24 protein-coding genes are annotated in these 22,507 nt (G+C 66.8%); 17 read left to right on the forward strand and 7 right to left on the reverse strand.

What is annotated here, in order from left to right:
* Positions 1-8: 8 nt before the first annotated feature.
* The 3 genes from ypfJ to VGV41_RS02480 are packed head-to-tail and all read left to right on the forward strand — an operon-like array spanning position 9 to position 2,695.
* Positions 9-920, forward strand: coding sequence for a KPN_02809 family neutral zinc metallopeptidase (gene ypfJ / locus VGV41_RS02470; RefSeq protein ID WP_326862059.1), 912 nt, complete (start codon positions 9-11; stop codon positions 918-920).
* Between the two features lie 12 nt (positions 921-932).
* The gene (moaB, locus tag VGV41_RS02475) at positions 933-1,496 is read left to right on the forward strand and encodes a molybdenum cofactor biosynthesis protein B (protein WP_326862060.1); all 564 of its coding nucleotides are present in this window, start codon (positions 933-935) and stop codon (positions 1,494-1,496) included.
* Positions 1,497-1,519: 23 nt separating this feature from the next.
* Positions 1,520-2,695: an SEC-C domain-containing protein gene (locus VGV41_RS02480; RefSeq protein WP_326862061.1), complete on the forward strand. Its 1,176-nt coding sequence runs from the start codon at positions 1,520-1,522 to the stop codon at positions 2,693-2,695.
* A gap of 37 nt (positions 2,696-2,732) precedes the next feature.
* Here VGV41_RS02480 and VGV41_RS02485 read toward each other — a convergent pair whose 3' ends face one another.
* Entirely contained in the window at positions 2,733-3,650 is a 918-nt protein-coding gene (locus tag VGV41_RS02485) for a helix-turn-helix domain-containing GNAT family N-acetyltransferase (RefSeq protein WP_326862062.1), read from the reverse strand.
* 31 nt (positions 3,651-3,681) lie between these two features.
* Positions 3,682-4,260 (reverse strand): glycosyltransferase, encoded by a 579-nt coding sequence (locus tag VGV41_RS02490; protein ID WP_326862063.1) that lies wholly within the window; start codon positions 4,258-4,260, stop codon positions 3,682-3,684.
* A 157-nt stretch (positions 4,261-4,417) separates the two neighbouring features.
* Here VGV41_RS02490 and VGV41_RS02495 point away from each other — a divergent pair, with 157 nt between their 5' ends.
* From VGV41_RS02495 to VGV41_RS02515, 5 genes are all read left to right on the forward strand, one after another.
* Complete coding sequence (locus VGV41_RS02495; RefSeq protein WP_414705046.1) at positions 4,418-5,587, forward strand: PA0069 family radical SAM protein; 1,170 nt, start codon at positions 4,418-4,420, stop codon at positions 5,585-5,587.
* A gap of 263 nt (positions 5,588-5,850) precedes the next feature.
* Complete coding sequence (locus VGV41_RS02500; protein ID WP_326862065.1) at positions 5,851-6,549, forward strand: ribonuclease HII; 699 nt, start codon at positions 5,851-5,853, stop codon at positions 6,547-6,549.
* 170 nt (positions 6,550-6,719) lie between these two features.
* The gene (locus tag VGV41_RS02505) at positions 6,720-8,228 is read left to right on the forward strand and encodes a glycosyltransferase family 39 protein (RefSeq protein ID WP_326862066.1); all 1,509 of its coding nucleotides are present in this window, start codon (positions 6,720-6,722) and stop codon (positions 8,226-8,228) included.
* 128 nt (positions 8,229-8,356) lie between these two features.
* Positions 8,357-9,697, forward strand: a complete 1,341-nt coding sequence (locus VGV41_RS02510; protein ID WP_326862067.1) for an NCS2 family permease — start codon at positions 8,357-8,359, stop codon at positions 9,695-9,697.
* On the forward strand, positions 9,694-10,125 hold the full coding sequence (locus VGV41_RS02515; protein WP_326862068.1) for an EamA family transporter: 432 nt from the start codon (positions 9,694-9,696) through the stop codon (positions 10,123-10,125). Before VGV41_RS02510 ends, VGV41_RS02515 begins: the two co-directional genes overlap by 4 nt.
* Before the next feature lie 4 nt (positions 10,126-10,129).
* Here VGV41_RS02515 and VGV41_RS02520 read toward each other — a convergent pair whose 3' ends face one another.
* Both VGV41_RS02520 and VGV41_RS02525 read right to left on the reverse strand, forming a co-directional pair.
* Entirely contained in the window at positions 10,130-10,501 is a 372-nt protein-coding gene (locus tag VGV41_RS02520) for a hypothetical protein (RefSeq protein ID WP_326862069.1), read from the reverse strand.
* 49 nt (positions 10,502-10,550) lie between these two features.
* On the reverse strand, positions 10,551-11,348 hold the full coding sequence (locus tag VGV41_RS02525; RefSeq protein WP_326862071.1) for a uracil-DNA glycosylase: 798 nt from the start codon (positions 11,346-11,348) through the stop codon (positions 10,551-10,553).
* Positions 11,349-11,397: 49 nt separating this feature from the next.
* Here VGV41_RS02525 and VGV41_RS02530 point away from each other — a divergent pair, with 49 nt between their 5' ends.
* From VGV41_RS02530 to VGV41_RS02545, 4 genes are all read left to right on the forward strand, one after another.
* Positions 11,398-13,071 (forward strand): electron transfer flavoprotein-ubiquinone oxidoreductase, encoded by a 1,674-nt coding sequence (locus VGV41_RS02530; RefSeq protein ID WP_414705047.1) that lies wholly within the window; start codon positions 11,398-11,400, stop codon positions 13,069-13,071.
* A gap of 170 nt (positions 13,072-13,241) precedes the next feature.
* A complete protein-coding gene (locus VGV41_RS02535; RefSeq protein ID WP_326862073.1) occupies positions 13,242-14,996 on the forward strand; it encodes a tetratricopeptide repeat protein in 1,755 nt (584 codons plus the stop codon).
* A 202-nt stretch (positions 14,997-15,198) separates the two neighbouring features.
* Entirely contained in the window at positions 15,199-16,050 is an 852-nt protein-coding gene (locus tag VGV41_RS02540; protein WP_326862075.1) for a 4-(cytidine 5'-diphospho)-2-C-methyl-D-erythritol kinase, read from the forward strand.
* Between the two features lie 97 nt (positions 16,051-16,147).
* Positions 16,148-16,438: a hypothetical protein gene (locus tag VGV41_RS02545; protein ID WP_326862077.1), complete on the forward strand. Its 291-nt coding sequence runs from the start codon at positions 16,148-16,150 to the stop codon at positions 16,436-16,438.
* A 16-nt stretch (positions 16,439-16,454) separates the two neighbouring features.
* Here VGV41_RS02545 and VGV41_RS02550 read toward each other — a convergent pair whose 3' ends face one another.
* A complete protein-coding gene (locus VGV41_RS02550; RefSeq protein WP_326862078.1) occupies positions 16,455-17,465 on the reverse strand; it encodes a polyprenyl synthetase family protein in 1,011 nt (336 codons plus the stop codon).
* A gap of 121 nt (positions 17,466-17,586) precedes the next feature.
* On the opposite strand from VGV41_RS02550, the gene VGV41_RS02555 reads away from it, so the two are divergent.
* From VGV41_RS02555 to VGV41_RS02565, 3 genes are all read left to right on the forward strand, one after another.
* Positions 17,587-18,564 (forward strand): glycosyltransferase family 2 protein, encoded by a 978-nt coding sequence (locus VGV41_RS02555; RefSeq protein ID WP_326862079.1) that lies wholly within the window; start codon positions 17,587-17,589, stop codon positions 18,562-18,564.
* 162 nt (positions 18,565-18,726) lie between these two features.
* Positions 18,727-18,954 carry a DUF2007 domain-containing protein gene (locus VGV41_RS02560; protein ID WP_326862080.1) on the forward strand — a complete coding sequence of 76 codons (228 nt, stop codon included), beginning with the start codon at positions 18,727-18,729 and terminating at the stop codon, positions 18,952-18,954.
* Positions 18,955-18,958: 4 nt separating this feature from the next.
* Entirely contained in the window at positions 18,959-19,717 is a 759-nt protein-coding gene (locus tag VGV41_RS02565; protein ID WP_326862081.1) for a tRNA1(Val) (adenine(37)-N6)-methyltransferase, read from the forward strand.
* Here VGV41_RS02565 and VGV41_RS02570 read toward each other — a convergent pair.
* The gene (locus VGV41_RS02570) at positions 19,714-19,860 is read right to left on the reverse strand and encodes a hypothetical protein (RefSeq protein ID WP_326862082.1); all 147 of its coding nucleotides are present in this window, start codon (positions 19,858-19,860) and stop codon (positions 19,714-19,716) included. The two genes, VGV41_RS02565 and VGV41_RS02570, sit on opposite strands and share 4 nt — an antisense overlap.
* Positions 19,861-20,080: 220 nt before the next feature.
* Here VGV41_RS02570 and VGV41_RS02575 point away from each other — a divergent pair, with 220 nt between their 5' ends.
* Positions 20,081-20,944, forward strand: a complete 864-nt coding sequence (locus VGV41_RS02575; protein WP_326862083.1) for a S49 family peptidase — start codon at positions 20,081-20,083, stop codon at positions 20,942-20,944.
* Positions 20,945-21,117: 173 nt separating this feature from the next.
* Here the strand turns inward: VGV41_RS02575 and VGV41_RS02580 are convergent, their stop codons facing one another.
* Positions 21,118-22,101, reverse strand: a complete 984-nt coding sequence (locus VGV41_RS02580; RefSeq protein WP_326862084.1) for a tripartite tricarboxylate transporter substrate binding protein — start codon at positions 22,099-22,101, stop codon at positions 21,118-21,120.
* 186 nt (positions 22,102-22,287) lie between these two features.
* Between VGV41_RS02580 and VGV41_RS02585 the strand changes: the two genes are divergently transcribed.
* Positions 22,288-22,488, forward strand: coding sequence for a hypothetical protein (locus tag VGV41_RS02585; protein WP_326862085.1), 201 nt, complete (start codon positions 22,288-22,290; stop codon positions 22,486-22,488).
* Positions 22,489-22,507 lie beyond the last annotated feature (19 nt).

Raw genomic sequence — 22,507 nt, forward strand, 5'->3', positions numbered from 1 at the left:
GAATTTGCATGCGTTGGGACGATTTCCGCCGCAGCGACAACATCGAGGACGATCGCGGCGGCGGCGGATTCGGGGGCGGCGGCTTCGGCCTGCCGTTCGGCGGCGGCGGGCTTGGCATCGGCACCATCGTGGTGCTCGGCATCATCGGCTATGCGCTCGGCATCGATCCGAGCGTGCTGATCGGCGGCGCCGAGATGATGAATCGCGGCGGCTCTTATCAGCAGCCCTATCAGCAGACGACTCACCGCACTGGTACGCCGACCGACCGCACCGGCAATTTCGTCGCCGCCGTGCTCGGCAACACCGAGGACGTGTGGACCGTCGTGTTCAAGGACAGCGGCAAAACCTACCAGGCGCCGCGGCTGCGTCTCTATACCGGCGGCGAGCAGGGCGGTTGCGGCATGGCGCAATCGGCGATGGGGCCGTTCTATTGCCCGAACGATCGCCGCATCTACCTCGACACGTCGTTCTTCCGCGACATACAGGTGCGTTTCCACGGTTGCTCGGGCAAGGCCTGCGAATTTGCCGAGGCCTACGTGATCGCGCACGAGGTTGGCCATCACGTGCAGAACCTGCTCGGCATCCTGCCCAAGGCGGAAAGCATGCAGCGCGCCGCTGGCAGCAAGGCGGCCTCGAACCGCATCCAGGTGCGCATCGAACTGCAGGCCGACTGCCTCGCCGGCGTCTGGGCCAACCGTTCCAATGCGCGCTGGAAGTCGCTCGATCCCAGCGACATCGCGGCTGCGCTGCAGACGGCGTCCGCCATCGGCGACGACCGGCTGCAGATGCAGGCGAAGGGCTATGCGGTGCGGGATTCGTTCACGCACGGCACCTCGGCGCAGCGTCAGCACTGGTTCTCGACCGGCTTCAAGGAAGGCAAGGTGTCGGCGTGCAATACGTTCGCGGCGGCGGAACTGTAAAAGGATAAAGCCATGCCCGGCATCGATGAGACGAAAAAATTCGTCCCCTTGCGCATCGCGGTGCTCACCGTCTCGGACACGCGCGAATTCGCCGACGACAAATCGGGTTCGACTCTGGTCGAACGTATCGAGAAGGCCGGCCACGTGCTGGCCGACCGCAAGATCGTCAAGGACGAGGTCGAGGCGATCCGCGCGCAGGTGAAGGCGTGGATCGCCGACAAGGGTATCGACGTCGTCATTTCGACCGGAGGCACCGGCTTCACCGGCCGCGACGTCACACCGGAGGCCGTCGAGCCTTTGTTCGAAAAAAGGATGGACGGCTTCGCCACGCTCTTCCTGATGGTCAGCTACCAGAAGATCGGCACCTCGGCGATCCAGACGCGCGCCACCGCCGGCGTCGCCAACGCCACTTACGTCTTTTGCCTGCCGGGCTCGCCCGGCGCCTGCAAGGACGCCTGGGACGAGATCCTGGTGCACCAGCTCGACTATCGCTATCGCCCGTGCAACTTCGTCGAGATCCTGCCGCGGCTCGACGAGCACCTGCGTCGCGCGAAGGCGCAGGGCGCGACGGCGTAATCAGTGAATGGTGAGGCGTCGCGGTGTCCACTCATTCTTCGATCGAGGCACCGAGAGTTGAATTTGCATTTCGTGACCCGAAAGAGCGGATGTCTCCAAATGAACGGTGTTGGTGCGGGTCGGGGAAAAAATGGAAGAAATGTCATAAAGACCGCGAACAACAGGCGCCACTGAACATTTGGAAGCATGTTGCAGAAACGCGTGAGAAATTCCGCGCCGGACGGTGCAGTCATCCAGAGGCCGCGCCGAACAAATGCGAAGGTACGCCGATCAAGTCGCATACGGTGCAACGGGCGGGTGGACTGTCAGCAATCGCGGAAGGTGGTCACGTAATTTCAATTAAGTTGGCTTTCGAAAATATTTTCAAAAATAGCGCGAAATTAATTCCAGAAAAGATCGGTGTGCGCTTTGCGTCAACTTTTTCCGGATTCTGTGGTCGGCATGATTCCGAATTGTTCAGGCCGCTCGAGCATGGATCGGTCGATTTTACGGCAGAAAATTTCTTTTTGCTCTCTCTTAGGTCGATCGCATACGAGCTAATAACGAAAGAATGTGCGCTTGCTGTAATCTCAGCGCAGCGTGAAATGGACCGCGGAACTCCGTTTTCAACTCAAGCTGCGATTCAGAATCAGCTTGCTATCTACGAGCAGGGGACGCTTATCGGACTGAATGACGCTAAGCTTTGGAAGAATCGATACGACGAGATATTTCGGGCGAGGTCGTTTGAAGAATTTCATTACTACGCCGTAGTTTTTGACGGCATAATGCCGATCGTCGGCAGTGGCGCCTTTTATCCAGAGGTCGATTTTGACGGCGAGGAGCTGCAACGGCTTGGCCGGGAGAATCAGGCTTATGAACACATTGCAATTAATCTGACGTCACTTGAAAACAAGACAATTGTGGTCGCCGGTTGGCTGGGAGATGATGGTGGTCCCGCCTCTGTGTTTGCTAAGTCGCTTCGGAAGGCGATTGGTCGGGAGGGAGTCGAGGCCGTCGTTCGCCTATGTTTTGAGCATCTTGAGAATATTTATTTCAAGCCGACTTGGTGGAGTTCTTTAGGATCAAAGCAAGATTGGTTATTGGAGCGCTGCTTTAGCGGTGGGCCGTCCAAGCTGCGCGATAATCGGTGTTTAATTTCTGATGGACACGAGTTTGTATCCCCACTTGTCGTAAGGGGAGAGTATTGGTCGTCTCTCTGAGCGGGGATTACGTAGATACCAGAAGTTTGAATGTGAATCACAAATCCAGATCCCAATATTCCGCCACGACATCCTTGCCCCAGGTGTGGCGTTTCTCGCTCGAGGTCAGCGTGAAGCCAGCCTTCTCGTAGATGCGGCGTGCGGCGGCGAGGATGCTGTGCGTCCACAAGGTGACGCGCTTGTAGCCGGCCTCGCGCGCGAAGGTGACGCACTCCTCGACCAGCCGCGCGCCGAGCCCGAGCCCGCGCGCCTTGGGATCGACCAGCAGCAGGCGCACGCGGGCAACCTCGTCGTTGTCCTTCGCCAGCATGACGCAGCCGACATTTTCGCCGTTCATCTCGGCGATCCAGCAGCGCTCGCGATTTGGATCGTTCTTGTTGGCGAAGTCGGCGACGATACCGGCGCACAGGCCCTCGAATGGCTCGCTCCAGCCGTATTCCTGTGCGTAAAGCTCGGCATGGCGGCTGACGATCCAGCCGAAGTCGCCGAATGTCGGTGAGCGCAAGGTGTAGGTTTTCGGCGCCGGCCCCGCCTTGTCGAGCAGCGACTCGATCTCGCCCATGGCGTTGACCAGTCGCGCGCGCTCGTCCGGCGCGAGCGCGGCCAACATGTCGGCGACCTGCTGCTGCGAGCGGTCTTCAAATGGCGCGAAAGCCTTGTGACCGCGGGCCGTCAGCGCCAGTTCGCTGGCGCGCGCGTCGGTCTTCGAGGTCTTGCGCGAGAGGAAGCCGCGCTTCTCGAAATTGCGCAGCGTGCGACTGAGGTAACCGGCGTCGAGGTCGAGGGCGCGGCCGATGTCACGCGCGGTCGTGGCGCCGTGCGCGATCTCGTAGAGAACGCGCATCTCGCCGAGCGAGTAGGGGCTGTCGAGGTAGTTGCGGCGCAGGACGCCGATCTGGCGGGTGTAGAAGCGATTGAAGCGGCGCACCGCCGCGATCTGCTCTTGTCCGGGCATAGCGTCAGCCTCGGACGGTTAGTTGACAAAGTCAAGTATGTGGCCGGGGCGGCCGCGCCGCCGCGGCGAGCAGGGCGATGCGCCTGCGGCCGAGCCGCGAAAGCAGCGCGGCCTCGCCCTCGGCGGAGGCGGGATGGCCGCCGAGGCGGTCGTAGAAGCGGCGCGCAATCAACAGCCCTTGGTCCGGCCCGATCGGCGTGCCGACCAGCGCCACTTTCAGCGTGCCGAAGAAAGCGATGAGGCCCGGCCGCTCGATCTCGTCCGGCCGGCGCTGGAAGGCAGCGGCGCACTCGCTCGTCTCGCGGCCCGCCATGAACGCTTCGGCCGCCTCGATCCAGCCCGGCTCCGGCACAGTGCCCGGGCGCAGGAACAGGAACCACGGCGTGCGCGCGGCGGCTGCGGCGTCCTTGAGACGCGCGCCGGACGGGGCATCGGAGACGCGGTAGGTGCAGCCCGCCAGATCCGCGACTTCGGCCGTGGCGTCGCACGAGCCCGCATCCGCCACGATGACTTCGGTGATCAGCCCCGCCGTGGCGCCGGAAACGAGCGGCGCCAGCGTCTGCACCAGCGACCGTTCCGATTCGAGGGTGGGGATGATGACGGTGATCATGGAACCCAGGTGGTATTCGGCGGATTTACCTCCATATCAAGTAGCGGTGCGTTCGACAGGCACAAAATCGAGGCAATGCCGCCTTGTCGCTCCGGCTTCCGAAAATGTTCTTGTTTCGTTCACATCGCCTCGATAGGGTGAGGTCATGGCTCGTTCGATGAACACAGCCCCGCGACGCCCGCCGGTTGAGGAGCTGCCCTCCGCACCGGCGGGCGGCAAAGGCGGTCGCTACCAGGAGGTGAGCGATCTGCTCGGCGTCGTCGTCGAGCACGAGCGCCGCCGCGGCCGCGGCGCGCAGTCGAACGCCGTGGGCCGTTACGAGCCGCTGGCACGCATCGCCTTCGACGACGGCTGGCGCAGCCTCGACGAACTGCCGCCGTTCAAGACCACGGTGCAGGCCGATGCCACGCGCAAGATCATCACCCGCAACGATTCCCCCGACATCGGCTTCGACCGCTCGATCAATCCCTATCGCGGCTGCGAGCACGGCTGCGTCTACTGCTTTGCGCGCCCGACGCACGCCTATCTCGGGCTGTCGCCCGGGCTCGACTTCGAATCCAAATTGTTCGTCAAGCCGGACGCGCCGGAGCTGCTGGAGAAAGAGCTCGCCGCGCCGACCTATCAGCCGAAGGTCATCGCCATCGGCACCAACACCGACCCGTACCAGCCGATCGAGCGCAAATACGGAGTGATGCGCCGCATCCTCGAAGTGCTCGAGCGCGCCGGACACCCGGTCGGCATCGTCACCAAGTCGGCGCTGGTCACACGCGACATCGACATCCTGGCGCGCATGGCCGAGCGCAAGCTGGCCAAGGTGGCGCTGTCGGTGACGACGCTCGATCCCGAGCTGGCGCGCACGATGGAGCCACGCGCGGCGACGCCGATGCGGCGGCTGGAAGCGCTGCGCCGCCTGTCGGAGGCGGGGGTGCCGACGACGGTGATGGTGGCGCCGGTCATCCCGGCGCTCAACGACAGCGAGATCGAGCGCATCCTGGAGGCGGCGCAGGTCGCCGGCGTCAGGGAAGCCGGCTACGTGCTGCTGCGCCTGCCGCTCGAAGTGCGGGACCTGTTCCGCGAATGGCTGATGGCGAACTATCCGGACCGCTATCGCCACGTGATGAAGCTCGTGCGCGACACGCGCGACGGCAAGGACTACGACTCGCAGTGGGGCACGCGCATGAAGGGCACCGGGCCTTACGCCTGGATGCTCGGCCGCCGCTTCGAGGTCGCCTGCGAGCGCCTCGGCCTCAACGTCGCGCGCACGACGCTGACGACGCAGCACTTCCGCAAGCCGAAACCGAACGACGCGCAGCTCAGCCTGTTTTGAGCGGCGGCGCATCTGCTCTTCACCTCTCCCACAGGGAGAGGTCGCCGCGCGAATGCGCGGCGGGTGAGGGGTTACAAAATCGAGAGTCAGGAACCCTCTCACCCCAACCCTCTCCGCGCAGGGGGAGAGGCGCGCCGTGCTTGTGGCACGCCGCCCGCATCCCGCGGTATCGCCGCGCTCCGGCATCGCCCCGGTCCCCGGATTTCACAAGCGGATCAATCGAATCGTTGACAGGGACGGGCGCGCGAGGGCTGATCGGGCCCATGCCGCGTCTTGCCAAACCAACCCCGCGCCTGCCGCTGAAGGAGTCGGTGCTGCGCCCGAGCTTCCGGCGCGAGCGGCGGCTGATGGCCAAGGGCGTCTGGCCGATCGCCGGCTGCGACGAGGCCGGGCGCGGTCCGCTCGCCGGCCCGGTGGTCGCCGCCGCGGTCATCCTCGACCCCGAGCGCATCCCGCGCGGCCTCAACGATTCCAAGAAGCTCGACGCCGAGGAGCGCGCGAAGCTCTACCTGAAGATATGCGCCACCGCGCAGGTCTCGGTCGCCTTCGGCTCGACCGAGCGCATCGACCGCGACAACATCCTGCGCGCCTCGCTGTGGGCGCTGGGGCGCGCGGTCAAGGCGCTGCCGATGAAGCCGCAGAAGGTGTTCGTCGACGGCAACATCAAGATCGACTGCGGCTGCGACTGCGAGGCGGTCGTCTCCGGCGACGCGCTGATGTTGTCGATCGCCGCCGCCTCGATCGTCGCCAAGGTGACACGCGACCGGCTGATGCAGCGCATCGGCCTGGCGCATCCCGGCTACGGCTTCGAGCGGCATATGGGCTACAGCGTGCCGGAGCATTTCAGGGCGCTGCAGGCGCTCGGGCCGTGCGTGCACCATCGCCGCTCGTTCGCGCCGGTGGCCGAGAAGCTGTTGAGTGGCGCCGCCGACGAAACGGTCGCCGCGTTGTTGCCTCTTTAGTCCGCGTTCTTTATTCCTGCGCTTATCCCTCCCCCGCTTGCGGGGGAGGGTGGCGAGCGCCAGCGAGCCGGGTGGGGGCGGTCGTCAATTGCAACGTGACCCCACCCCCGGCGCTGGCGCGCCGGACCCTCCCCTTGCAGGGGAGGGATAAAAAGCCAGCGCGCGGGCCGATGCATTACGTTTCCCTGCTCATCGAATTCCTGCGCGGGCGACCGCGGTTCGTGTTCTGGACCGCGGCGCTGACGCAAGCCGTGCTGTGGACGGTGCTGCCGGCGCTGTTCTATGCGGCGCCGCCGGGCGACGTGCCCCTGCTCCTGGCCATCGGTCATGAATACCTGCTCGGCAGCTACCAGGGGCCGCCGCTCGCCTTCTGGCTCGGCGAGACCGCCTTCCGCATCGGCGGCCTGTTCGGCCTCTACGCGCTGGCGCAGGCCTGCATCGTCACCGCCTACTGGGCGGTGTTCATGCTCGGCCGCGCCATCGTCGGCATGCGCCACGCGGTGCTGGCGGTGCTGCTGATGGCCGGCATCTCCGCGTTCACTGTGCCGAGCATCAATTTCGGTCCGGCCATTTTGGCGGCGCCGCTGTGGGCGCTGGCGCTGCTGCATTACTGGCGCGCCGCCGGCGAACAGCGGCGCGGCTACTGGTTCCTGCTGGCGATCGACCTCGGCCTCTTGATGCTGGCGAGCTATGTCGGCGTGATCCTGATCGTGCTCATCGCCGCCTTCACGCTCGGCACGTCGGTGCGCCGCCAGCTCATGCACCTCGAGCCGTGGATCGCGCTGCTCCTGTTCGTCATCGTCGTCTTCCCGCACGCGCTGTGGCTTGTGCAGTCGCACGCGCTGGCGCTCGAGGGACTGCTCGACACCGCCTCGCTCGCCGGCAAGCCGCACCCGGCGCTATGGCTGGCGAGCGCCATCATCGCCACGCATTTCGGCGCCGTGTTGCTGGTGTTCATCGCCAGCGGCTATCCGCGCCGGCGCAAGGAGCGCGCGCCGGAGATCGACCGCACCACGCCGGTGTCGCCGCTTGCGCGCAACTTCATCTACGTGCAGGCGATCCTGCCGTCGCTGATCGCCGTCGGCATCGCGCTCGACAGCGGCCGCCTCGGCCCGCTCGAGCGCGTCACGCCGTTGCTCGTGCTCACGGCGCTGGCGGTGGTGGTGGCCGCCGGCGATCGCCTGCGCATCTATCGCGAAGGGTTGGTCTCGACTGCGTGGCTCGGCCTGCTCGTCGCGCCGCCGCTGCTTTCGGTCCTCAGCATCGCCGCGTTGCCGTGGGTCAGCACGTCCGAGCCCGCCATCGCCCAGCCGGCGAGAGAGGAGGCCCGCTTTTTTGCCGAGAGCTTCCAGCGCCGCACCGGCAAGCCGCTCGCCTACGTCACCGGCGATCCGCGGCTGGCACCGCTGATCGCGATGGCGGCGCCGAGCCGGCCGCACGTCTATTTCGACTGGGCGCCGGCGCTCAGCCCGTGGGCGACGCCGGCTGACCTGCGCCGCGACGGCGGCGTGCTGGTGTGGCCGGCGCCGGGCACCACGCGCAATCCGCCGCCCGAGTTGAAAACGCAGTTTCCCGAGATGGTGCCGGAGGTGCCGCATACCTTCGCGCGGCCGGTGCAGGGCTTCCTGCCGCTGCTGCGCTTCGGCTGGGCGGTCTTGCGGCCGGCGGCGACCCCCTGAGACGCTGCAAATATCGGTGCATCGGCGCGAAATTCGTTTTGCCGAGCCCCATCCCTTCAATGGATAACTGAACGCCGGATAACCGGCGTCGCCGTTGAGGGCGGCGGGGAGAGGATGGGGGAGCGCCGATGGCGGACCAGGCGAATGTGCAGAAGGCATCGGGAAGCGGCTTTTCCGGCTGGGCCGAGCGCTATTTCGGTTTGGCCGAGCAGGGCACCAATGTCCGCACCGAGTTCATCGCCGGCCTGACCACCTTCCTGACGATGGTCTACATCGTCTTCGTCAACCCGGCGATCCTCGGCAAGACCGGCATGGATACCGGCGCGGTGTTCGTCGCCACCTGCGTCGCTGCCGCCGTGTCGACCATGGTGATGGCGCTCTATGCCAATTACCCGATCGCGCTCGCGCCGGGCATGGGCATCAACGCCTTCTTCGCCTTCACCGTCGTCCTCACTTACAAATATACATGGCAGCAGGCGCTGGCCGCCGTGTTCTGCTCCGGCGTCATCTTCTTCCTGATCTCGGTCTTCCGCATTCGCCAATACGTGATCGAGTCGATCCCGCACAATTTGAAGCTCGCGGTCGCCGCCGGCGTCGGCCTGTTCCTCGGCATCATCGCGCTCGAGGAGGCGAAAGTCGTGGTGGCGCAGCCGGCGACACTGGTCACGCTCGGCGATCTACGCCACTGGGAGCCGGTGCTGATGCTGCTCGGCTTTGTGCTCATCGCCGCGCTCAATCATCGCCGCGTCATGGGCGGCACGCTGATCGGCATCATCGTCGTCACTTTGATCGGCCTGCCGCTCGGGCTCACGCACTACACCGGCGTCGTCTCCATGCCGCCGTCGATCGCACCGACCTTGTTCAAGCTCGACTTCTCGCGCGTCGCCGAAGGCACCTTCCTGATCGTCGTCTTCTCGATCCTGTTCATCGACGTGTTCGACAACGCCGGCACCCTGATCGGCGTCACGCACCGCACCGGCCTGATGAAGGACGGCAAGCTGGCGCGCATGAAGGAGGCGCTGATCTCCGACTCTTTCGCGGCGATGTTCGGCTCGCTCATCGGCACCTCGACGACGACGAGCTACATCGAGAGCGCGGCGGGCGTGTCCGCCGGCGGCCGTACGGGATTGACCGCCGTCTTCGTCGCGATCTTCTTCCTGCTGGCGCTGTTCTTCTCACCGCTCGCCGGCATGATCCCGGCCTACGCCACCTCGGCGGCGCTGTTTTACGTGGCCTGCGTCATGGTGCGCGGGCTCGCCGAGATCGACTGGGACGACATCACCGAATACGGACCGGCGGTGGTCGCCGCCGTGACCATGCCGCTGACCTATTCGATCGCTACGGGCATTGGTCTCGGCTTCATTACTTATGCGCTGTTGAAGATCCTGACCGGCAAGATCCGCGAGGCCTCGCCCGCGGTGATCGTGCTGGCGGTGATCTTCGCCGCCAAATTCGCCGTGACCGGATGAACCTGACGTCCTCCTGGCTGCCCTGGGCGCTGCTGTCGGCAGCCTTCGCGGCGCTGACCGCGATTTTCGCCAAGGTCGGCGTGGAGAACATCGGCTCCGATCTCGCCACCTTCATCCGCACCATCGTCGTCGTGGTGACGCTCGGCCTGTTGCTGGCGGCGACGGGGCAGTTCCAGCCGCCGGGATCGATCTCGCCGCGCAGCTATCTGTTCCTGGTGCTGTCCGGACTTGGCACCGGCGCTTCGTGGCTCTGCTATTTCCGTGCGCTCAAGCTCGGCGAGGCCGCGAAAGTGGCGCCGATCGACAAGTTGTCGGTCGTGCTGGTCGCCGTGTTCGGCGTGCTCTTCCTCGGCGAGCGGCTGTCTGCGCCGAACTGGCTCGGCATCGCGCTGATCGCGGCCGGCGCCATCCTTGTCGCGTATCGGTGAGCCGTCAGTTCAGCGGCTTGCTCAGCGTCAGGCCGAGATAGTTCGGCAGGACGGTCGACTGCTGTTTCTGGATATCGCCGAGTTGCGTCGGGTTGACCGCCTCGATGCCGACCTTGTTCGTCGGTTCCTTGCGGCCGGCGTCGAACTTGAGCGTCGATGAGCCGAGATCGACGCGGTTGGGCAGGTTGAAGCCGGACGCCGGATCCGACGGCGGATCGTACCGGAACTTGCTCATGTCGTAAGCCGACGGCGGCAGCGTGAACGTGCCCGGCTTCAGCGCCGGCGCGGAATTATCCGCCGGTTTGGTCGCGTCCTGCGCCCAGACCGGTGCGATCGCGTATGCCAAAAGCACGGCAGCGGAGAGGATCGTTCGCATCACGCAAGACCTAGCAAAGCGCGCGGCAGCGCGCCACACACCGCGACATTCAGCCGCCGAGCGCCTTTTTTATGGCAAGGAAATCGCGCCAGGCGAATCGCTTCTGCAGCGGACTGCGCAACAGAAACGCCGGATGGAACGTCGGCATCGCACGGATTTCGCGCGTCCCGGTCGTATAGTTGAACCAGCGTCCGCGAATCTTGGTGATGCCGCTCTGTCCGAGCAAGGTCTGCGCCGACGGACCGCCGAGACAGACGAGGATGTCGGGATCGGCGAGCTCGATCTGCCGCGTGATGAAGGGCAGGCAGATCTGCGTCTCCTGCGGCGTCGGCGTGCGGTTTCCCGGCGGCCGCCACGGCACGACATTGGCGATGTAGACCGACGAGCGATCGAGCCCGACCGCCGCCAGCATGAGGTCGAGCAGTTTTCCCGAGCGGCCGACGAAGGGCACGCCCTCGATGTCCTCGTCGCGGCCGGGCGCCTCGCCGACCAGCATGACGCGCGCGTCCGGGTTGCCGTCGGAGAAGACGAGCCGGCTGGCGGTCGCCTTCAGCGCGCAGCCATCGAAACGTTCGAGGATGGCGCGCAGTTCGTCGAGCGTCCGGGCGCTGCGCGCCGCCTCGCGGGCCTCCGTCGCCGCCGCGTCCGGCGCGGCCGGGGCGGGGGCCGCGGCCGGAACCAGTGGAACGCGATCCGGTTTGCTCGGGGCCGGCGCGGCCGGAACGGTGCGTGACACCGGCGCCGGCTCGGCGAAACGGTCGACCGGTTCTTCGCCGATGAGCGCGTCGGCCCCGGCTTCCAGATAGAAGTCGAGCAACTGGCGTGCGGATGCGGGGGCGTCGGCCATCGTGCGTCCTTTCTAGCACGTTGTTGCCGCCGCGGCGCAAAAGTGGACAATGACCGCACAAGGAGACACGCGAATGGCCGAACTGCCCGCCCGCGAGGCGATGGATTTCGACGTGGTGATCGTCGGCGCCGGCCCGGCCGGCCTTGCCGCCGCGATCCGCCTCAAGCAGGTCAACGCCGACATCAACGTCGTCGTCGTGGAGAAGGGCTCGGAAGTCGGCGCCCACATCCTCTCGGGTGCGGTGGTCGATCCGGTCGGCCTCGACCTCCTGCTGCCGGACTGGCGCGGCGAGGCCTCACCCTTGCGCACGGCGGTCAGCGACGACCGCTTCTATTACCTCAGCGGCAGCGGCGGTCTGCGGCTGCCCAACGTCCTGATGCCGCCGCTGATGGGCAATCACGGCAACTACATCGTCTCGCTCGGCGAGGTGTGCCGCTGGCTCGGGCAGAAGGCGGAGGCGCTCGGCGTCGAGATCTACCCGGGCTTCGCCGCGGCGGAAGTGCTTTACGACGACAACGGCGCCGTCGCCGGCGTCGCCACCGGCGACATGGGTATCGGCAAGAACAACGAGCCGAAGGATGGTTTCACGCGCGGCATGGAGTTGCGCGCCAAGTACACGTTGTTCGCGGAAGGCGCGCGCGGCAATCTCGGCAAGCAGCTGATCGCAAAGTTCGCGCTCGGCGAGGGGCGCGAGCCGCAGAAGTTCGGCATCGGCTTGAAGGAGCTCTGGCAGGTCAAGCCGGAGAAACACCGCAAGGGCATGGTGCAGCATTCCTTCGGCTGGCCGCTCGATAACGCGACCGGGGGCGGCTCCTTCCTCTATCACTTCGACGACAACCTCGTGTCGGTCGGCTTCGTCGTGCACCTGAACTACACGAACCCGTATCTGTCGCCGTTCGAGGAATTCCAGCGCTTCAAGACGCATCCTCTGGTGCGCGACACCTTCGAGGGTGGCAAGCGGCTTTCTTACGGCGCGCGCGCCTTGACCGAAGGCGGCTATCAGTCGGTGCCGAAGCTGACCTTCCCCGGCGGCGCGCTGATCGGCTGCGACGCCGGCTTCATGAACGTGCCGCGCATCAAGGGCAGCCACAACGCGATGCTGTCCGGCATCATGGCGGCGGAGACGGTGGCCCGCGCGCTCGAAGCGGGGCGCACCAATGACGAGCTCGCCGATTACGACGCCCGCTGGCGCGCCTCGCCGATCGGCAAGGATCTCTGGCGCGTGCGCAACGCCAAGCCGTTGTGGTCGAAGTTCGGCACGACGCTCGGCATCGCGCTCGGCGGTCTCGACATGTGGACGAACACGCTCGGCTTTTCGCTGTTCGGCACCGTCGGTCACGGCAAGCCGGACTACGCGTCGCTGAAGCCGGCGTCGCAATGCACGCCGATCGCCTATCCGAAGCCTGACGGCAATCTCACGTTCGACCGGCTCTCCTCGGTGTTCCTGTCGAACACCAATCACGAGGAAGACCAGCCGCCGCACCTGAAGGTCAAGGACATGGACCTGCAGAAGCGTTCCGAGCACGACGTCTTCGCCGGTCCGTCGGCGCGCTATTGCCCTGCCGGCGTCTACGAATGGGTGGAGGAAGCGGGCAATCCGAAGTTCGTCATCAACGCCCAGAACTGCGTTCACTGCAAAACGTGCGACATCAAGGACCCGAATCAGAACATCACATGGGTGCCGCCCGAGGGCGGCGGCGGTCCGAACTATCCGAACATGTGAGGCGCGCGGCGCGCGGCGGCCACGATCCTGCCACACGGCAGTCTTCAGGCTTCCGCCGCAAACGGTGCGGTGGCCGTTCTTGCGGGGGCACGGCAAAAAGGCCATTCTCGGCTTTAACCTGAGCGGTTCGCGTGCGCCGGCGCAGCAGCCGCATACCTGGAGCGTCGCCAGTGAATTTTTCGAGCCTTGCCCGGGCGGTCGCGGGCACCGCGCTTGCCTGCTTGTTTTTCGTGGCGCCCATCGAGATATCCGCGCAGCCGGGCAACACCAACGGCCCCGACTTCTCCGGCTTCACCGCCGCCGGCAGTTATCTCGCCGCGCGTCATGCCGGCCTGCAGCGCGACGCGCTCGCCGCCGCCGGTTTCTACCGTGACGCGCTCCGCCGCGACCCGCGCAATGGCGAACTGCTCGACCGCACCTTCCTCTCGCTGCTGGTCGGCGGCGACGTCGACGGTGCGGCCAATTATGCCGAGCGCGTGGTGCAGGCCGACAAGACCGACCGCGTCTCGCGGCTGGTGCTCGGCGTCAGCAATCTCAAGCGCAAGCGTTACGTGGCGGCGCGGCGCGATCTCGCGCAATCGGTGCGCGGACCGATCACCGATCTGACCGCCACCCTGCTCACGGCGTGGGGCGAGTTCGGCGCCAAGGACAGCAAGGCCGCCATCGCCGCCATCGACAAGCTGCAGGGCCCGGACTGGTACGCCATCTTCAAGGACCTGCACGCCGGCATGATCCTCGACGCGGCCAACCGCGAGAAGGATGCCGGCAAGCGGCTGGAGGATGCCTATAAGCTCGATTCGTCGGCACTGCGCGTGGTCGAGGCCTGGGGCAGCTGGGTCTCGCGCAACCGCTCGCCGCAGGAAGCGCTGACGGTGTTCGAGACCTTCGACAAGGCGGTGCCGCGGCATCCGCTGGTCGTCGAGGCGATGGCCAAGCTCAAGAAGGGCGAGAAGCTGCCGCTGCTGGTCAACAACGCGCAGTCCGGCGCCGCCGAAGCGCTCTACGGCCTCGGCGCCTCGCTCGGCCGCCGCGGCGGCGAGGATCTCGGCCTCGTCTATCTGCAGCTCGCGCTCTATTTGCAGCCGGATCATCCGCTGGCGCTGCTGTCGCTCGCCGATCTCTACGAGTCGCTGAAGAAGCCCGACCTCGCCATCAAGGCCTACGAGCGCATTCCGGCGTCCTCGCCGCTGCATCGCAACGCCGCCATCCAGATGGCCACCGATCTCGATGCGCTCGACCGTAGCGCCGAGGCGGAGAAGCATCTCGCCGATCTGGTCAAGGAATACCCGGACGATCTCGAGGCGCTGATGGCGCTCGGCAACGTCCAGCGCGGGCACAAGGAGTTCGCCGCCTGCGCCGACACCTACAGTAAGGCCGTCAAGGCGGTCGGCACGCCGGACAAGGCGAATTGGGTGCTGTTCTATTTTCGCGGCATCTGCTTCGAGCGTTCGCACGACTGGCCGAAGGCCGAAGCTGATCTGAAGAAGGCGCTGCAGCTCTTCCCCGATCAGCCGCAGGTGCTCAACTATCTCGGCTATTCCTGGATCGACCAGGGCGTGCATCTCGACGACGGCATGGCCATGATCAAGAAGGCCGTGGCGCAGCGCCCGGACGACGGCTACATCGTCGATTCGCTCGGCTGGGCCTATTACAAGCTCGGCAATTACGAGGACGCGACCAAGCAGCTCGAGCGCGCGATCGAGCTCAAGCCGGAAGACCCGACCATCAACGACCATCTCGGCGACGCCTACTGGCGCATCGGGCGCAAGCTCGAGGCGCAATTCCAGTGGACGCATGCGCGCGACATGAAGCCCGATCCGGAGGACCTGCCGAAGATCGAGGCCAAGCTGAAGAACGGTCTGCCGGACGAGAGCTCCTCGCAGGCCGACAAGACGCCGCCGAAGAAGGACGGCAGCGGCGGTTAGCGTTCTTACCCTCCCCCCGCGAAGTGGTGGGGAGGGTCGGTCGTCTGAGCGAAGCGAGGACGACCGGGGTGGGGGGCTTTTTCAAATCAGCCTTGCCAAGATATCCCCCACCTCCGACCCCTCCCCGCCACTCGCAAAAGCTCGCGGGGGGAGGGGAGATCGAGGGCGCTTCGCCCGGCCATTGATTGCACGAGCCTTTCGCTTGACAGCCGCCACCGACTTCGCCCCCGCCAAGATCAACCTGACTCTGCGCGTGATCGGGCGGCGCGCCGACGGCTATCACGAGCTGGAAAGCCTCGTCGCCTTTGCCGACATCGGCGACAGGCTGAGCTTCCACCCGGCCGACGACACCGCGCTCGGCGTCGGCGGCCGCTTCGGCGCGGTCATCGGCGCGACGGCCGACAATCTCGTGCTCAAGGCCAGGGATGCGCTCGGCGCGCGCGTGCCGAACCTGCGCGGCGGCCATTTCACGCTCGACAAGAGCCTGCCGGTCGCCGCCGGCATCGGCGGCGGCTCGTCCGACGCGGCGGCGGCGCTGCGGCTGCTCGCCCGCGCCAACGGCATCGCGCTCGACGATCCGCGCCTGATGGCGGCGGCGCTTGCGGTCGGCGCCGACGTGCCGGTGTGCGTGGCGGCGCAGGCGCGCGTCATGCGCGGCGTCGGCGAGATCCTCTCGACGCCGCTCGACCTGCCGCCGCTGCCGGCGGTGCTGGTCAATCCGGGCGTCGCGACCGCGACACGCGACGTGTTCCGCGCCTTCGCCGGCATGAGCGGCAGCGCCACGCCGCTCGGCGACGTGCCGCGCGACAATCTCGTCGACTTCCTGCACGCGCACGGCAACGATCTGACGCCGGCGGCGATCGTCTGCGTGCCGTTGATCGGCGAGGTGCTCGATACGCTGGCGGCGCTGCCGGGCATGCGGCTCGCGCGCATGTCGGGCTCCGGCTCGACCTGCTTCGCGCTGTTCGACAGCCGCAAGGCGGCCGCGAGGGCGGCGAAGCACCTCACGGAGGCGCGGCCGGACTGGTGGGTCGCCGCCACCACGCTGCGCTGAATTCATGCCGCGGCCAGGCGCGCCGCCTTGCAAATGGCGCGATTTCGCGCGAATTCTCAGATCGGCGGTCCGCCCGTCGGCCCATTCGGAGAATGCCATGAAGATCGGTTGGCTGGTCCTCGCATCCGCAGCCGTGGCGCTGGTCGCGAGCAATCCGGCACTGGCGCGCAAGCGCCATCATCGCGCGGCCGTGCCGCCGCAGTGCCACGATCAGCCCTATGCCTTCTCCTGGGGCGGCCTGCTGACCAACGGCGCGCCGCGGCCGAACGGCTGCGCGCCCGCCGTCTACCAGTACGGCTACTACATCGGTCAGGATCCCGATCCGAACATCCGCATGCAACTGCTGCGCGATCCGGCAACCGGCTATCCGTCCGGCCAGCTCCAATAAGGAGCGTGCGCGCGGCTCAGAACGCCCGCGCGATCGAGAAGTCGACGGCTTCTTCCAAAGCCTGCTTGACGGCCGAATCCGGCGCCAGCGCCAGCGCGTCCTTGGCGATGGCGCCGTAGTGGCGTGCGCGGCCGAGCGTGTCCTCGATGGCGTGATGCTTGGCCATCAGAGCCATCGCCGTGTCGAGATCGCCGTCGTCGACCTTGCCTTCGCCCAGCGTGCGATTCCAGAAGGCGCGCTCGCTCTCGCTGCCGCGGCGGAACGACAGCACGACCGGCAGCGTGATCTTGCCTTCGCGGAAATCGTCGCCGGTGTTCTTGCCGAGCTTCGCCGACTTGCCGCCGTAGTCGAGCGCATCGTCGACGAGCTGAAAGGCGATGCCGAGATTCATGCCGAACGAGCGGCAGGCGGCCTGCTCGGCCTTTTCCTTGTTGGCGAGCGCCGGACCGACCTCGCAGGCGGCGGCGAACAGTTCCGCCGTCTTGCCGCGGATGACCGCGAGGTATTCGTCCTCGTTGGTCGCGGTGTTCTTCGCCGTGCCGAGCTGCATCACCTCGCCTTCGGCGATCACCGCCGCGGCGGAGGAGAGGATGTCGAGCGCGTGCAGGTTGCCGACCTCGACCATCATCTTGAATGCCTGGCCGAGCAGGAAATCGCCGACCAGCACGCTCGCTTCGTTGCCCCACAGCATGCGGGCGGCGAGCTTGCCGCGGCGCATGTCGCTCTCGTCGACGACGTCGTCGTGCAGCAGCGTTGCTGTGTGCATGAACTCGACCGCGGCGGCGAGCTTGATGTGGCCGTCGCCCGAGTAGCCGGCGAGCTGCGCCATCGCGAGCGTCAGCATCGGCCGCAGCCGTTTGCCGCCCGAGGAGATCAAATGGTTGGCGACCTCCGGGATCATGGCGACCTCGGAGCCGGTGCGGGCAATGATGGCCGTATTGACCCGCTCCATGTCCGCCGCGACGAGATCGACGAGGCGGTTGAGCGTTGCGGAACGAGGATTTTCAAAGGGGACGACGACGGCCAAAATCGGACTCCGGTTCACAAAGGCTCGCGAGCATAGAAACGGCATGGTAAGCCGGCAAGTGCGGTAGTTCCCGTAAATGGCTGCCCCGCGCGGCGGCCCGGGGGTGGGGATGAAGCCCGAAATGGCTGCAATCAGCGCGAGCGATACCTCCCGGCTCGCCGGGTACCGTATTGCCGTTCTGGTGCCGTGCTTCAACGAAGCGATCGCCGTCGCACAGGTCGTGCACGATTTCCGCGCCGCGCTGCCCGAAGCGACCGTTTTCGTCTACGACAACAACTCCACCGACGATACGGTTGCGGTGGCGCGCGCCGCCGGGGCCGAAGTTTTCCGCGAGACCCGGCAGGGCAAAGGCTTCGTCGTGCGCCGCATGTTCGCCGACGTCGAAGCCGACATCTACGTGCTGGTCGATGGCGACGCCACCTATCACGCGGGGAGCGTCCGCAGCATGATCGGTCGGCTCGTCGAATCGCGCTGCGACATGGTCGTCGGCAGCCGCGTCGACCAGGTTCAGGCCGCCTACCGCGCCGGGCACCGCACCGGCAACCGGCTGCTCACCGGCTGCGTCTCCGCCGTGTTCGGCCGCAGCTTCAGCGACATGCTATCCGGCTACCGCGTGTTCTCGCGCCGCTTCGTGAAGTCGTTTCCGCTGCTGTCGGCCGGCTTCGAGATCGAGACCGAGCTGACGATCCATGCGCTCGAGCTGGGTCTTGCGGTCGCGGAGATAGAAACGCCCTATTACGCGCGGCCGGAAGGGTCGGAATCCAAACTCAGCACCTGGGGCGACGGCTTCCGCATCCTGTGGACCATCATCGAGCTCTATCGATCGGAACGGCCGCTGCGCTTCTTCGGCGCCATCGCCATCCTGCTCGCCGTCGCCTCGATTGTCTTCGCGGTGCCGATCTTCATTACCTTCGCCGAGACCGGGCTGGTGCCGCGCCTGCCGACGGCGGTGCTGTCCACCGGGCTGATGGTGATGGCCTTCCTCTCGCTCGCGGCCGGACTGGTGCTCGACACGGTCAGCCGCGGCCGTCGCGAGATGAAGCTGCTCGCTTATCTGTCGCACCGCGCGCCGGGCGAGGAGCGCCGCAGGCAGGATTAGCCGGCGTGCAGCCCGCACAAGCACTCCCGCCCGCCGGTGCGGACAATGGGCTTCACCCGATTGCATGTCGTCGGGCTGCCTGAGATGGTTTAATCGTAAGTCGACAACAGCGGGCTGCCGCGCCCGGCATTCCGCGCCGGCCGGTCATGGGAGGGTTCGTCAATGCGTGAGATCGTGCGCACCAACGACGCCGTGCTGGTGTCGGCGATCGGCGCGCTGTTCGACGCCGCGCGCATCCACCACATGGTGCTCGATCAGAACATGAGCGTGCTCGAAGGCTCGCTCGGCGTGCTGCCCCGGCGCATCCTGGTGAGCGACGAGCAGGAACGCTCGGCCCGCCGCCTGCTCGAGGACGCGGGGCTCGCCCACGAATTGCGTCCGGAAGCCTGAGCGCGTGCAGACCACCGACGATGCCGTGCTCGGCGGCCGGTTGACGCTGCGGCAGCCGCTCAAGGGTCACAGGGTCGGTCACGATGCGATCCTGCTCGCGGCGGCGACCGGCGCGCGTGCCGGTGAGCAGGCGGTCGAGTTGGGCGCCGGCGTCGGCGCCGCGGGCCTGGCGCTGGCGCAGCGCGTGCCGGACCTGCGCGTGACGCTCGCCGAGATCGATGGCGAACTGTGCGCGCTTGCCGCCCACAATGCGGAAGCCAACGGGCTGGCCGCGCGCGTCCGCGCCGTTGCGGTCGATGTCGAGGATCAGGCGGCGCTCGCCGCCGCCGGGTTGCGGCCGGGCGAGGCCGGCCGCGTGCTGATGAACCCGCCGTTCAACGATCCGGCGCGCCACAACGTCTCGCCGGACGCGCGGCGGCAGCGGGCGCATGTGGCGCCGCCGGGCCTGCTGCCGCGCTGGGTCGCCAGCGCGGCGGCGCTGCTGAAGGCGCAGGGCGTACTGACTTTGATCTGGCGCGCCGATGCGCTCGACGACGTGCTGGCGGCGCTGACGCCCGCCTTCGGCGCAGCCGCCGTGCTGCCGGTGCTGCCGCGCGAGGCGGCGGAGCCGATCCGCGTTCTGGTGCGGGCGGTGAAGGGGGTGGCGCCGGGCCGGCGCGATTATGCGCCGCTGGTGCTCAACGCGGCCTCCGGCCGCCCGACGGCGGCGGCCGAAGCCATTCTACGCGGCGGCGATGTGTTGCCGCTGGCGACGATTGCCTAGGTTCTGCGCCAGCCGGGCACAAATTGACGCCAGCGCCGGGCGACACTCGCCCGCCGCACGCGGCCGAAGCCGCCCTGGCTGGCATGCGAAAGCGTGACAATCGTGCCGATCAACACGAACAGGATCGTGAGTTTGGGATCCATGGTTCTCCTCCGGCGCGACTCGCCGTCTTGCCCTACGGCGTGCACTGCAATATCCATTCCAATCGTTAAAACGCGGCAAATTTCAGGATCTTGCGCTCACGACTGTGTGACTATGTTGCGGCGCATAAACGCTGCGTAACCGCGGTAACGCAACGCAGGGGTTTTTTGACTCCACCCATATTCGTTGCGTAACTGCGCCGCTCCACGTCCGGTGTGTCCCATGGCTCTGATCGACATCGTCCATCGCCTGCTGCCGCCGTTCCTGCGGCCGGACATTCCGGTGGTGCCGGTGGTGCGCCTGTCCGGCACGATCGGCATGGCGACGCCGCTGCGGCCGGGGCTGATGCTGTCGACCACGGCGCGCACGCTCGAGCGCGCCTTCGCCGTGCGCGGCGCGCGCGCGGTGGCGCTGCTGATCAATTCGCCGGGCGGCTCGCCGTCGCAGTCGCACCTGATCTTCCGCCGCATCCGCGAACTCGCCGACGAGAAGAAGCTGCCGGTCTACGCCTTCGTCGAGGATGTCGGCGCCTCCGGCGGCTACATGCTCGCCTGCGCCGCCGACGAGATCGTCTGCGATCCCTATTCGATCGTCGGCTCGATCGGCGTGGTCGGGGGCACGTTCGGCTTCGTCGATCTGATGCACAAGCTCGGCATCGAGCGCCGCGTCTACACCGCCGGCGAGCGCAAGGTGATGCTCGATCCGTTCCAGCCTGAGAAGCCGGAGGACGTCGCCCGCATCAAGGCCATCCAGCAGGACATGCACGCGAACTTCATCGCGCTGGTGAAGGCGCGCCGCGGCACGCGGCTGAACGGCGCCGACGAGACCTTGTTCTCCGGCGAGTTCTGGACGGCCGCCAAGGCCATCGACCTCGGGCTGGCCGACCGCATCGGCGAATTGCGCGGCGCGATGCGCGAGCGCTTCGGAGCGAAGGTGAAGCTGCCGCTGATCGAGGTAGAGCGCAGCTTCCTCGGCCGGCGCCTCTCCGGCGTCGGCTTTTCGCGCGCGCTCACCGGCGAGGGCCTCGCCGACGATTTCATCTCGGCGGCGGAAGCCCGCGCGCTGTGGTCGCGCTACGGGTTGTAGGGCGGAGCCGATCGCGTTCGAAACGGAACGAGTCGCAATTTCCGCCTATTCCCTCCCCCCTTGTGGGGGAGGGTTAGGGAGGGGGGTCGGAGTGATGGCTCCGCTCGTCGCAAGTGACGACCCCCACCCCCGACCCCTCCCCACAAGGGGGAGGGGAGCAGGAAACGCCCGCGTCACTGCACCGGCTTGTTGCCGAACAGCTTGGCGACCGCCGCCACCTGCGCTTTCTGCTTGTCGATCGACGCGGCGAATTCCTTGCCGTCGCCGGGCATCATGATCTGCCCGGTGGCGGTCATCTTCGCCACGATCGCGGAATCCTTGGCGACCACGCCCACGTCCCTGGCGATGCGTGCGCGCGCCGCGGCGGGCAGTTCCGGCGAGCCGAAGATGCCGACCAGCCCGTCGAAATCGAGCGAGGGATAGCCGGCCTGTGACGCGGTCGGCGTGTCCGGCAAAGCCGGCGCGCGCGAATGATTGGTCACCGCCAGCACCTTCACCTTGCCGGCCGCGACCTGCGGCCGGACGATGGCGTAGGCGGGCATGTAGACCTGGATGACGCCGGCGGCGAGATCGTTGGCCGCGCCGGCCGGATTCTTGTACGGCACCTTTTCCATCTTCAGGCCGACGGTGTGCAGGAAACCGGCGAAGACGAAGTCGGTGAAGCCGGTCGCGGTCGTCCAGTTGAGCTTGCCCGGCTCTTTCTTCGCCAGCGCCACCAGGTCCTTCAGCGAATTGAGGTTGAGCGCGGCCGGCACCGCCACGGCGACCACGGTGCTGGAGATGCGCGCGACGGGGATCATGTCCTTCGGATTGTAGGGCAGCTTGTCGTGGAAGTAGGGATGGGCGGTGAACGAGCTCACCGGCGACACCAGCAAAGTGTGATCGTCGTGCGCGCCGAGGAAACTGGTGATGGCGACGATGCCGTCGCCGCCGGGGCGGTTCTCGACGATGACCGGCTGGTGCCACATCGCCGAGAGCTTGTCGGCGAACAGGCGGGCGCTGATGTCGACGCCGCTGCCGGGCCCGAGCGTGACGATGAGATGCACCGGTCGCGTCGGCCAGGCGTCGGCGGCGAGGCCGGGCTTTGTCGCCAGACCGGCGATGGCGAGCGTGGCGGCGAGCAGCAGGGCGCGGCGGCCCGGAACGAGTCGTGTCATGAAATCCTCCCCTCCCGGTCCGGCTTTCTCGTTTGATGTCGGTTGCGGGTGCGTGCGTTGGTCGCGGCAGCGTAGCGTATCTGCTATACTGGCTGCCACCATACGCGGCGCCGCACCTGGGTAACGCCGCGAAATCGCCGTCTTCGCCACCCACCTTGGGTTGGTGAATATCTCCCGGAGATACCGATGCCGCACATCCTGTTGTCGCCGCTCGTCAAATGGTCGTTCGCCGCGCTCGGCGGCGCCATGGTGGTGCAGTGGGTGGTGACCGAGGTGAAGCGCGTGAACGAGGAGCTCGACGCCCGCCGCGCCCGCGTGCGGATCCGCGACCAGGAGCGCCGGCCGACCTTGCGCCGCGATCCGGTCAGCGGCGAGTTTCGCCTTTAGGCTCCACTCGCTTGTCATG

The organism is Pseudolabrys sp., from assembly GCF_035943735.1.
GTDB lineage: Bacteria > Pseudomonadota > Alphaproteobacteria > Rhizobiales > Xanthobacteraceae > Pseudolabrys.